The sequence below is a fragment of the Bacillus sp. N6 genome, from assembly GCF_052805735.1.
Genome location: NZ_CM127843.1, coordinates 5003714 through 5016373 on the forward strand (window position 1 = coordinate 5003714; position 12660 = coordinate 5016373).

The 12660-nt window shown below is 37.6% G+C and carries 13 protein-coding genes; 3 read left to right on the plus strand and 10 right to left on the minus strand.

Annotated features, from left to right (window positions below; genetic code table 11):
• Nucleotides 1-20: 20 nt before the first annotated feature.
• The 10 genes from hprK to ACUXVC_RS25980 form a co-directional block, all read right to left on the minus strand.
• Nucleotides 21-950, minus strand: coding sequence for an HPr(Ser) kinase/phosphatase (hprK, locus tag ACUXVC_RS25935; RefSeq protein WP_001127251.1), 930 nt, complete (start codon nt 948-950; stop codon nt 21-23).
• Between the two features lie 156 nt (nt 951-1106).
• Nucleotides 1107-1487 carry a phage holin family protein gene (locus ACUXVC_RS25940; protein WP_001267308.1) on the minus strand — a complete coding sequence of 127 codons (381 nt, stop codon included), beginning with the start codon at nt 1485-1487 and terminating at the stop codon, nt 1107-1109.
• A 188-nt stretch (nt 1488-1675) separates the two neighbouring features.
• Nucleotides 1676-4552, minus strand: coding sequence for an excinuclease ABC subunit UvrA (gene uvrA, locus ACUXVC_RS25945; RefSeq protein WP_000045587.1), 2877 nt, complete (start codon nt 4550-4552; stop codon nt 1676-1678).
• Between the two features lie 5 nt (nt 4553-4557).
• A complete protein-coding gene (uvrB, locus tag ACUXVC_RS25950; protein WP_000400989.1) occupies nt 4558-6534 on the minus strand; it encodes an excinuclease ABC subunit B in 1977 nt (658 codons plus the stop codon).
• A 151-nt stretch (nt 6535-6685) separates the two neighbouring features.
• The gene (locus ACUXVC_RS25955; protein WP_088022476.1) at nt 6686-7117 is read right to left on the minus strand and encodes a DUF4362 domain-containing protein; all 432 of its coding nucleotides are present in this window, start codon (nt 7115-7117) and stop codon (nt 6686-6688) included.
• Nucleotides 7118-7161: 44 nt separating this feature from the next.
• Nucleotides 7162-7782, minus strand: coding sequence for a hypothetical protein (locus ACUXVC_RS25960; protein WP_446025883.1), 621 nt, complete (start codon nt 7780-7782; stop codon nt 7162-7164).
• Nucleotides 7779-8540, minus strand: a complete 762-nt coding sequence (locus ACUXVC_RS25965) for a MerR family transcriptional regulator (protein ID WP_446025884.1) — start codon at nt 8538-8540, stop codon at nt 7779-7781. Before ACUXVC_RS25965 ends, ACUXVC_RS25960 begins: the two co-directional genes overlap by 4 nt.
• A 100-nt stretch (nt 8541-8640) precedes the next feature.
• Nucleotides 8641-8868 (minus strand): hypothetical protein, encoded by a 228-nt coding sequence (locus ACUXVC_RS25970; RefSeq protein WP_069356499.1) that lies wholly within the window; start codon nt 8866-8868, stop codon nt 8641-8643.
• A gap of 146 nt (nt 8869-9014) precedes the next feature.
• On the minus strand, nt 9015-9212 hold the full coding sequence (locus ACUXVC_RS25975; protein WP_000538364.1) for a helix-turn-helix transcriptional regulator: 198 nt from the start codon (nt 9210-9212) through the stop codon (nt 9015-9017).
• A 317-nt stretch (nt 9213-9529) separates the two neighbouring features.
• Nucleotides 9530-10552: a YeiH family protein gene (locus ACUXVC_RS25980; protein ID WP_000438413.1), complete on the minus strand. Its 1023-nt coding sequence runs from the start codon at nt 10550-10552 to the stop codon at nt 9530-9532.
• A gap of 152 nt (nt 10553-10704) precedes the next feature.
• On the opposite strand from ACUXVC_RS25980, the gene ACUXVC_RS25985 reads away from it, so the two are divergent.
• The 3 genes from ACUXVC_RS25985 to ACUXVC_RS25995 are packed head-to-tail and all read left to right on the plus strand — an operon-like array spanning nt 10705 to nt 12568.
• On the plus strand, nt 10705-11598 hold the full coding sequence (locus tag ACUXVC_RS25985; RefSeq protein WP_089171978.1) for a LysR family transcriptional regulator: 894 nt from the start codon (nt 10705-10707) through the stop codon (nt 11596-11598).
• 51 nt (nt 11599-11649) lie between these two features.
• Nucleotides 11650-12018 (plus strand): MerR family transcriptional regulator, encoded by a 369-nt coding sequence (locus ACUXVC_RS25990; RefSeq protein ID WP_089171979.1) that lies wholly within the window; start codon nt 11650-11652, stop codon nt 12016-12018.
• Between the two features lie 4 nt (nt 12019-12022).
• Complete coding sequence (locus ACUXVC_RS25995; RefSeq protein ID WP_446025885.1) at nt 12023-12568, plus strand: flavodoxin family protein; 546 nt, start codon at nt 12023-12025, stop codon at nt 12566-12568.
• Nucleotides 12569-12660: the final 92 nt, after the last annotated feature.

Consider the following 12660-nt stretch of genomic DNA (forward strand, 5'->3'; position numbering starts at 1 on the left):
ATGACCTCCCTCTCCAATGTTTACTCCTGATTCCCTAACTCAATCGCACTCATTAATCGTTCTGAGAACTGCTGTGCTGCATTGACTCCCATACGCTTTAAACGGAAGTTCATCGCTGCTACTTCAATAATAACAGCCAAGTTTCGACCAGGACGAACTGGAAGTGTAATCTTCGTAAGTTCTGTATCAATAATTTTCATCTTCTCTTCATCAAGACCTAAGCGATCATAGTTTTTCTTTTGATCCCAAATTTCAAGATTAATAACAAGTGTAATACGCTTATAATTTCGCACTGCCCCTGCACCGAATAACGTCATAACGTTAATGATACCTAGACCACGAATTTCTAATAAATGCTCAATTAAATCTGGTGAGCTTCCTACTAATGTGTCTTCATCTTCTTGGCGAATTTCTACACTATCATCCGCAACAAGGCGGTGACCACGCTTCACAAGTTCAAGAGCTGTCTCACTTTTACCAACACCACTTTGACCTGTAATTAAAACACCAACACCGTAAATATCTACTAATACACCATGAACAGCAGTTGTTGGTGCTAGCTTACCTTCTAAATAATTAGTTAAACGACTTGATAATCTCGTTGTCGTTTGAGAAGAACGTAATAAAGGCATGCCTGATTCACGTGATGCTTGTAATAACTCATCTGGTACATCTTGATTACGAGTTATAATAATACATGGCGTCTCCTCGGTACAAAGCGCTTTCATTCTCTCTTGTTTTTGCTCTGTTGTTAACGTATCAAAGAACGTAAGCTCCGTTTTTCCAAGAAGCTGCACGCGATCAGCTGGATAATATGTAAAGAATCCTGCCATTTCAATTCCAGGTCGTGATAAATCACTTGTATCAATCGGACGATGAATTCCTTCCTCACCACTTATTAACTCCAATTGAAATTGTTCAATTAAATCTTTTGTCCTTACTTTTGGCATATGTATAAACCTCCACTCCGCTGCGGGTTCAGTCTCGTTTGATGTAAAATTCCATTCTACCGGATATTGTACCATTTTTTTCTGGAAACAAGAAATACGGTTTCTAATAAATAGAAAAAAACATTTCATACGAATAATGAAATGTTTTTCTTTTTGTCATTTTCTCTTTTTTTCATATAGAGGTTCCACAATTGCCTTCTCAATAATCATATTAAAAATTGAAATACAAATTGCCGCAACAATCGCTACACCAAATCCTGATATATTAAAAGCATCTCCTAATAATGAATCTGCTATTTTTAACGTAATCGCATTAATAACAATTAAGAAGAAGCCGAAAGTTACAACAGTAATTGGTAGCGTAATTAAAATTAAAAACGGCTTTACGAACACATTTAAAACCGCCAATATAATACTCGCAATAATTGCAGTTTGTATATTTGCTACGTAAAATGCATCTGGTGCAATCCCTTTTAAAAGCCCCGATACAGCGATTAACACAACGCTATTTACAAGAAGTGATACAATCCATCTCATTTCGTTACACATCCTTTTAAACATATATATTTCATCATACGCTAATAGATAATAAACGCAAGTATGATACAAACACTTATATCAACTTATTCTATCTTTCATGCTTGTATACCTACTAACATACTTACCAGTTTTTCCTCGTAAAATAAAAACCGAGCGTCATTTCCACTCGGTTTTCATCAATAAACTTATTGCGATAACTCTACTTCTTTTATTTTCTCTTTCATTCTTGCTTTATCACGATTTAAAATCTCTTTTAAATACTTACCAGTATACGAGCGCTCTTCTTTTACTACTTGCTCTGGCGTTCCCGAAGCGACGATTTGTCCACCTTTGTCCCCGCCTTCTGGTCCAAGATCAACAATATAATCAGCTGTTTTAATCACATCTAAATTATGTTCAATTACAAGTACCGTCTCACCACTCTCAACAAGACGTTGCAGCACTTCTAGAAGACGTGCAATATCATGCGCATGCAACCCAGTCGTTGGCTCATCTAAAATATATAACGTACGACCTGTAGAACGACGGTGTAATTCAGAAGCTAATTTCACACGCTGTGCTTCCCCACCAGATAATGTTGTTGCTGGTTGACCTAATTTCATATAACCAAGCCCAACATCTACAAGCGTTTGAAGTTTACGCTTAATTTTAGGAATATTGGCGAAGAATTCTACTCCATCTTCAATTGTCATCCCTAACACTTCAGAAATATTCTTATCTTTATATTTCACTTCTAACGTTTCACGATTATATCGTTTACCGTGACAAACTTCACACGGAACATACACATCTGGTAGGAAATGCATTTCAATTTTAATAATTCCATCACCACGGCACGCTTCACAACGGCCACCTTTTACGTTAAAGCTGAAACGTCCTTTTTGATATCCGCGCACTTTCGCTTCATTCGTTTGTGCAAACACATCACGAATATCATCGAATACACCTGTGTACGTAGCTGGATTAGAGCGTGGTGTACGACCAATTGGCGATTGATCAATATCAATTACTTTATCTAAATGTTCAAGACCTTTAATCTCTTTATGAGTACCTGGCTTCGCTTTCGCTTTATATAACTTTTGAGCTAACGATTTATATAGTACTTCATTAATCATCGTACTTTTACCTGATCCAGATACACCTGTTACCGCTACAAACGTACCGAGTGGGAATGACATTTTTGCATTCTTTAAGTTATTCTCTTTTGCGCCGACAATCTCCACTTTACGTCCGTCACCTTTACGTCTTTCAAGTGGAACTGGAATAAACTCTTTACCGCTTAAATATTTTCCTGTTAACGAATTATCATCTTGCATCACTTCAGCTGGTGTCCCTGCCGATACAACTTGCCCACCGTGAATACCTGCACCTGGTCCGATATCCAGTAAATAATCAGCAGCCATCATTGTATCTTCATCATGCTCAACAACGATTAATGTATTACCTAAATCGCGCATTTCTTGCAATGTACGAATAAGACGATCGTTATCGCGCTGGTGTAAACCAATTGAAGGCTCATCAAGAATATAAAGTACGCCAGTTAGACGAGAACCAATTTGCGTCGCTAAGCGAATACGCTGCGCCTCACCACCTGATAACGTACCAGCCGCACGACTTAGCGTTAAATAATCTAAACCAACGTTCACTAAGAATCCAACGCGCTCCTGAATTTCTCTTAAAATTAAATGAGCTATTTTTTGTTGTTTCTCCGTTAACTCTACATTCGAGAAAAATTCTTGTACTTCTTGAACTGAATACTTCGTTACGTCAGCAATCGTTTTATCACCAACAAAAACAGCTAAGCTTTCAGGCTTTAAGCGGCCGCCTTTACACTTCGGACACGCTTGTTCTGCCATATACTTTTCCATTTGCTCACGAATGTAATCAGAACTCGTTTCACGATAACGACGTTCAATGTTTGGAATAACACCTTCAAATAAAATCTCATTTTCCTTTACTTGACCGAATTCATTTACATAGCGGAAATAAACCTTCTCTTCCCCACTTCCGTACAACACTTTATCAAATAAATCTTTCGGTATATCTTTCACAGGCATATCCATATCAACGCCGTAGTGATTACATACAGATTGTAAAAGTTGTGGATAGTATTGTGAACTTGTCGGTTCCCAAGGTGCAATCGCATGTTCATTTAATGATAAATCCCAGTTCGGGATAACAAGCTCTAAATCTACCTCTAGCTTTGAACCAAGTCCATCACAAGAAGGACACGCTCCAAACGGACTGTTGAAGGAGAACATACGCGGCTCTAATTCTCCGATTGAAAAACCACAATGTGGACAAGCATGATGTTCACTAAATAGAAGTTCCTCTTCTCCCATTACATCGATTAACACTCGGCCTCCGCCAAGCTTTAATGCACTTTCAAGTGAATCAGCAAGACGGCTTGCGATTCCTTCTTTTACAACAATACGGTCAATTACAACTTCAATAGAATGCTTCTTATTTTTATCTAACGTAATCTCTTCAGACACATCAAGCATTTCACCATCAACACGTACACGAACATATCCTTGCTTCTTAATATCTTCAAGTACTTTCACATGTGCACCTTTACGCCCAGAAACGATAGGAGCTAACACTTGTAATTTCGTACGTTCAGGATATTCAAGAACACGGTCTACCATCTGCTCTACTGTTTGTGATGTAATTTCAATCCCATGATTTGGACAAATTGGCGTACCAATTCGCGCAAATAATAAACGTAAATAATCATAAATCTCCGTTACCGTTCCGACAGTTGAACGTGGATTACGACTCGTCGTTTTTTGATCGATTGAAATCGCTGGTGACAATCCTTCAATCGTATCTACATCCGGCTTATCCATTTGTCCTAAAAACTGGCGCGCATACGCAGATAACGATTCTACGTATCTGCGCTGCCCTTCTGCATAAATCGTATCAAATGCTAATGATGATTTCCCCGAACCAGACAATCCCGTTACAACGACAAGCTGATTTCTCGGAATGGTTACATCAATATTTTTTAAGTTATGTGCTCTAGCACCTTTTACAACGATAAAATCCTTGCTCTTACTCACTCTTTTCACCCTTCCGCTTTTAATTCTAATAGTAAATCTCTTAGTTCAGCTGCACGCTCGAAGTCTAACGCTTTTGCTGCTTCTTTCATCTCTGCTTCCATCTTCGCAATTGTCTTTTCACGCTCTTTTTTCGTCATTTTCTTAGCAGGAGTTGCTTCGTATGTTTCTGTCTCTTCAGCAGTTGTCGTTGCACGGATTACATCACGTACGCCTTTTTGAATCGTTTTCGGCGTAATACCATGCTCTTTATTGTAGGCTTCTTGTATAGTACGACGACGCTGCGTTTCTTCAATTGCAATTCCCATTGATCTTGTTATACGATCTGCGTACATAATAACGCGGCCGTTTTCATTACGCGCGGCACGACCAATTGTTTGAATTAATGAGCGCTCCGAACGTAAGAACCCTTCCTTATCAGCATCTAAAATCGCTACAAGTGATACTTCTGGAATATCTAATCCTTCTCGTAATAAGTTAATACCGACCAGTACATCAAACTTACCAAGGCGAAGATCGCGGATAATTTCAATACGTTCTAACGTTTTAATTTCAGAATGAAGATAGTTCACTTTAATTCCTACATCTTTTAAGTAGTCCGTTAAATCCTCTGACATTTTCTTCGTTAAAGTCGTAATTAATACACGTTCATTTTTTGCAATACGATCTTGAATCTCTCCTAATAAATCGTCAATTTGCCCTTCAATAGGTCGTATATCGATTGGTGGATCTAAAAGCCCTGTTGGACGAATAATTTGTTCTATTACTTCTGGTGACTGCTCTAACTCGTACGGTCCTGGCGTCGCCGAAACGTAAATAACTTGATTCGTTTTCTCCTCAAACTCATCAAACATGAGCGGTCTATTATCTAAAGCTGATGGCAGACGGAATCCATGATCCACAAGCACTTGCTTACGTGCTTGGTCCCCGTTATACATCGCTCTTACTTGTGGCACTGATACGTGCGACTCATCCATAACAATTAAGAAATCTTCCGGGAAATAGTCCAATAACGTATACGGTGTTGCACCCGCTGGACGAAGTGTTAAATGACGGGAATAGTTTTCAATACCTGAACAAAAGCCCATCTCGCGCATCATTTCTAAATCATAACGTGTACGTTGCTCTATACGCTGCGCTTCTAACAACTTACCGTTATCATTTAATTCCTTTAAACGCTCTTCTAATTCTTTTTCGATATTTTCAATAGCGACCTTCATTTTCTCTTCACGTGTAACGAAGTGAGATGCTGGGAAGATTGCTACATGATCACGTTCTGCTAATACTTCACCTGTTAACGCATTTACTTCACGAATACGATCAATTTCATCGCCGAAAAATTCAATTCGAATACAATGCTCATCAAGTGATGCTGGGAAGATTTCAACTACATCTCCGCGCACACGGAATGTACCACGCTTGAAATCAATATCATTACGTCCATACTGTACATCAACAAGTTCACGAAGCAATTGATTGCGGTCCTTCTCCATACCAACTCGAAGTGATACAACTAACTCGCGGTATTCTTCAGGAGAACCTAAACCATATATACACGAAACACTCGCAACGATAATTACATCGTCCCGTTCAAATAATGCAGACGTTGCCGAGTGACGCAATTTATCAATTTCATCATTAATCTGCGCGTCCTTTTCAATAAACGTATCTGTTTGTGGTACATACGCTTCCGGCTGATAATAATCGTAATAACTAACAAAATACTCAACTGCATTATTCGGGAAAAAGTCTTTCAACTCACTATATAACTGTCCTGCTAACGTTTTATTGTGAGCCATAACAAGTGTTGGCTTTTGCACTTCTTTAATGACATTTGAAATCGTAAATGTCTTACCCGTTCCTGTCGCTCCAAGCAACACTTGCTTTTTCTTTCCACTATTAATTCCCTCTACAAGCTTCTCTATAGCTACCGGCTGATCACCTTGCGGGGAATACGCTGATATAATTTCAAATTGATGTTCCAAGTAAAATCCGACCTCCTCATAAAAATCTGTATTATTATTTTACCACGAATGCCTATAAAAAACCTAAAAAAACGAACAGATATTCGGTAAAGTTTTCGACAATATACACATAGAAAAAGGAAGGAGTAAATACTTCCTTCCTCTACTAATTCTATTTTTTAGGTACATATACTAAGTCATATCCATTGCGCCCAGCTTCATTCATACAATCTATTAACCGATAAGTACTTTCTGATTCGCGCTGCTCTTTAACAATACTTTTACAACTATCTTTATGTAACCCTTTATCCTTCCCAGCAAATTTGTCTTTTCTATTATCTGACACATAAAATATATCGTTCCCACTATACTCTAACGTTTGAAAAATCGGATCCCCTTCAAGGGTATACTGTACAATTCTTATTTTATCAACTTCCCTTTGCTCGACATTCAAAACGAACTTTTCAAATTTATCTAGATTGGAAATCCTGGTTCCCTTTACAATGACATCGTTCTTCTTATCAATTGTAGTGTTAGATGGTGAGCATGCTACTAAACTAAAGAGAAATAGACATATAAAGCTGGTTCTTTTTTCTATTGTCATCCTCTCCTATAAAAATTATTTGTATACCCAAAAGCTACTTTCAACTATGAAAGTAGCTTTTCTTTTCCTTTCTCCTTCTTCGGAAAAACCACATATGAAAATGAAATCGCTGTATCAACTAAAAATATAATTGCCCACACTTGGCTCACGCGACTTGCAGCTTTATTTAAAACGATTCCCGATTCTAACCAATTACCCCATTGTTCAAATGGAATAAATCCATACGCGAAGAAAAAGAATATGTGCACACCAACGAATAAAACAAGATGTAATACCCAATTTTTTATTTCCTGCTTTGCATAGGCCATACCTGTTAATTCTACCTGTTCTTCAATAATAGGCGCCGGTTCATTACGCCATTTCGCAACTAGCTTTTGCGCAAATATATCAAGCTTCTTCAAATCCTTTTTCCCGTAGAAAACTGCATACAGTAAAATAATTACAGTAATGATTTGAAAATTAGAGAACTTTCCTGTTTGATAATAGTCCACTGCCCCTAATGTTAAAATAAACACTTCATTTACGAGGAGTACAATCCCCATAATAAAGCTCGCCTTCTTTAAACGGAATCCGTAACGGAGTAAAAAGAAACCGATAGCCGATAACCAAAATACAATCTCTGCTCCAATTAAAAAATACCAACGATATTCTGGGAGTATGCTCATTTATCCTTCTCCTTTTCATCATATATACGAAAAGCTTCATCCATATATAATAAAAACTCTTCGTCAATTGGATACATGCTCATTTTCTGTGAATCTTCCTTTGATTTTCTAACCTCCCATAACTTATCTAAAAACGCTTCGTCACCATTAGCCATTTCTAAACACTTCTGCATTAATCTCTTCATTGCCCTTTGTACTTCATCACTAGTGGCTTCTTTACCCTCTTTCATAAAAATACGTAATTGCTTTAATAAATCTACCCATTCTAAAACATTCTGATCTTCCTCACTCATATTCGGTAAATTATGAAGCAACTTTTGTTCTTCCTTTGAAAATACTTCATTTTGAAATATTTCACGTATACGAGGAGACTGTTTTGAAAGCTGAATAAGTTCAAACATAACTTTCCAATCAAGTTCTCCCTCTACATCTACCGAATAAACAACCGCTTGTAAAACACGCTCCATTCGATTAAATTTCTTTTGTTCTTCCTGTACAAATCGAAGTTGGTTTTCAAGTGATTTTTTCAAATCCAGCTCACCTTTTACTAACATATTCGCAACTTCTTTTAATGAAAATCCCATTTCTTTTAAAAATAAAATTTGTTGCAAACGAATAACGTCAGCTTCACTATATAACCGATGCCCACCCTCTGTTTTTCCGCTCGGCTTTAATAAATCTATTTGATCATAATAACGTAGTGTACGTACTGTAACCCCTGTTTCTCTCGTCAATTCTTGTATTGAAATCACTACCATCACCTCTTCCCCCTCATTATAGAAGATGACGTTACGTAACTTTCAAGTGTTTTGTAAAAAAAATACAAAAAGCTGTTTATACAAAGTGTATAAACAGCTTTTATGGAAATAACCCCTTTTGTATGGCGCGCCCACAAAATAAAATAAGTGCTCCAACAACAACACTCGTTGCCGTTTTATGATAATGGGCTAATACTAATAAATAATACGATAAACCTACAGTACCAATCATAATACAAATACTTGGCACTGGATTACGAGAAAAGTTTTGCATTCCCCAAAGAAGCGCAAATATAGCTGTAGCGACACATAACACCGGTAATTCCATCCCAGTTCCCCTTTTTCTATCTATTATTCTTTGTTGCTAACACGCTCGTTGATGCGATACTAATTAATAAACCAAAACCAATCCTTATATATTTAAACGTTTAATCTAATTGAAATCTCTCAAGCTTATCCTTTTTTTCTCTCCCCTTACTCCAGCGTAAAGATTTCCTCCACCTTCACTCCAAAATACTTGGCGATTTTTAAGGATAACTCTAGACTCGGATTGTAATGATGATTTTCAATCGCCACTATCGTCTGCCGCGTCACCTGCATCGCCTTTGCCATTTCAACTTGTGTTATATGATTTTGCTTTCTTAACTCTTTTATTTTATTTTTCACACCCATAGGATCCACCTTCAAAAGTAAAGATATCTTTACTTAAATTATAAATATTTTCCAGTTACAAGTAAAGATATCTTTACAAATTTTAGAAAAACATTTCAATGCATATCTTCTCTAACAAAGTACAAGAGTAATTCAATTTATATCAGCGATTTTTTAAATATATCAGCGCAACTTAAAATATATCGGCGATTTTGCAAATATATCAGCGCAACTCCATTTATATCGGCGATTTCCCAAATATATCGACATCAGTAGCACCATAAGCATAAGAAAGAAGCTGCCCCAAAATATCTTTTGGAACAGCTTCTTCGTCCTACTTATATAAATCCTAATCCCCATACAAGAACGTATCCAAGAACCGATAAGCAAACCGAGCCAATCAGCCCTGCCACGAATGCTTTACTTCCTAATTTACGGAAAGTTTTAAACTCTACATTTAAACCGAGCCCTGCCATCGCCATTGCGATTAGCATATAAGCAATTACAACAATGTATCCCGCAACAACTTCTGGAATAATCCCAAGCGAATGCACTGCACTCATTGCTAAAAACCCGAAGATGAACCATGGAATTGGAAGGTCGCGCCATGATCTTTTTTCCTCGCTACCTTCACTCTTACCAAACCATAATCCGATTAAAATCGCTACTGGTACAAGCATTGCAACGCGCGTTAGTTTCACGATAACTGCGATATCTACAGCCGTGCTTCCTCCTGGCGCCGCAGCCGCAATTACGTGAGCAATTTCATGCAGTGTCGCCCCTGAGAACACTCCATATCCGTATGGAGATAGGCCAAGCACTGGATATAATAACGTATAAATAAGCGTAAATATTGTACCTAAAATTGCAATGATCGCCGCTCCAACTGCTGTTTCGTCATCTTTTGCTTTCACTTGCGGTGCAATTGCCACGACCGCGGCCGCGCCGCAAATTGCCGTACCGCATGCTGTTAAAATCCCAAGTTTCTTTTCTACTTTAAATACTTTCGTTAGTCCGTATACAACAAAAATAGTAAATGTAATAACAACCGCCGCGATGACCAATACTTTCGGCCCCGCCTTCGCAATATCAACAAGATTTAATCGCATTCCAAGTAAGATGATCCCAAAGCGCAGTAACTTCTTACTCGCAAAGTTCGTTCCTGCAATCGCATCATGAGGAACTCCAATTGCAGCGCGCCAAACCATCCCAATTAGAATAGCAATTACTAATTGTCCCATAATATTTAAAAATGGAAGCTCTGCTAAATATTTCGCGGCAATTGCGATTAATAATGTAATCCCAATTCCTTGCGAAAATCCAAAGCCCTTCTTCTTTTGTATAACAAGTGTTTGTTCCACCTTGTACCACCCCAATAATCGTATTGGAACATGCATGTTCTTTCTACTTACATTATAAGAGAGTTTCTATAATAAGTTTAATACCAATACCAAATCTCTATCATCAGAAATACTTATGATAAGATGAAAGAAAAACGAAAGGAGCTTTGCAAATGAACGTAGACATTTTAAAAATTTTTGTTACTGTCGTTGAACAGAAACACTTCTCTCGTGCAGCGGAATTATTAAATCTTTCACAGCCTGGCGTAAGTATGCATATACGCAACTTAGAAAACGAATTTGGAACTACACTCATTCAGCGATCTCCGAAACATGTCCAAGTCACGGAAGCTGGAAATATATTATATATTCATGCAAAGCAAATGCTCTCTCTTTACGAAGATGCTAAGCAAGAAATTAATGAACTACATAACGTTGTAACAGGAACACTTCGCATCGGTGCTAGTTTTACAATTGGCGAATACTTACTTCCAAAAATACTCGCTAACTATGCGAATGAAAATCCACGCGTCGAAGTGCATACCTTTATCTCAAATACAGAAGAAGTTTTGCAAAGTCTTCGCTCTAATCAAATTGATATCGGCTTAGTGGAAGGGCAAGTCGTATACGCTGATGTTAACGTTGAAACATTTATGCAAGATGAAATGAAGCTCGTCGTTCCGCCAAATCATCCACTACTCCGCACAAAGGAAATAAATGAAAGCACACTCCAAGATCAAGTATGGGTACTAAGAGAAAGTGGTTCTGGTACACGCGCTTATAGTGACCGATTTATTCATCAACACCATTTAAAAATGAAACGATTCTTTACATTCAGTAGTATCCAAAGTGTAAAGGAAGCTGTTAGTGCCGGTCTTGGCATCGCTATACTTTCTGATTGGACTGTACGGAAAGAGCTACTAGCAAAAGAACTATTCCACATCGAAGTTCCAAATGAACAACTAATCCGTCCGTTCTCTATCGTTCGCGGCAAATATTTCATTCCATCTAAAGCCATTCAAGTGTTCTTAAATTATGTAAATTCTTTTGCGAAAAAACAGAGTTGACCTTCACATTAGTGTGAAGGTTTACAATACATGTAAAAGGAGTGAAACACATTGCGAATTGGAGAATTATCAAAAGAAACTGGCGTTAGTGAAAGATCACTAAGACATTACGAAGAAAAGGGATTACTCCCTTCTAAGCGCCTCGCAAATGGCTACCGTGATTTTGATGAAAGTGCCGTCGAAAAAGTGGAGCTTATTCAAATGTACTTACAAATTGGCTTAAATTTAGAAGAGACAGCAAGGATGCTGCGCTGCCTTGAAATTGAACCGCACCTGTACGACAATCCGTGCAGCAGTATCCTTACGCTTTACGAAGATAAACTCAATGAAGTAACAAAGCAAATCACATTGCTTTCCAACATCCAAGCGAATTTGCAAAAACACGTTTCACTCCTAAAACAAGCAAAAGAAAAGGAATGATTACATGTTTGTTATACATGGCAGTTCAAGACAAAACGGAAATACGGAAGCTTTAACACATATGATGATTGATGGAATTGAAACAGAACAAATTTATTTACGTGATCACACAGTCTATCCTATTACAGATAAGCGTCATGATGCAGAAGGATTCCAACCTGTAAATGATGACTACGAGCAGTTAACGAAACGCATGTTAGAGCACGACACGATTATCTTTGCTACACCATTATATTGGTACGGAATGAGTGGACATATGAAAAACTTTGTTGATCGCTGGTCACAAAGCTTGCGCGATACATCTCTTCATTTCAAAGAAAAAATGAAAGGCAAAAAAATGTATGTTGTCATCGTTGGCGGGGATAATCCAAAGCTAAAAGCATTACCGCTTATTGCTCAATTCCAATATATCTTTGATTTTGTTGGTTCTTCATTTGAAGGTTATGTTATTGGAGATGCGAATGGACTGGATGAAATTAAAAACGATGCTGAGGCGCTGGCAAAAACACAATTGTATAATAATAAATTCAAAAATAGCGAACAGAAATAAGTTTGACAAACCCTTTTGTATGCGCATACAATAAAGTAATATTATGAAAGGAAGGTACTTTGACCAATGAAGTTCTAATTCTCTTATTTATT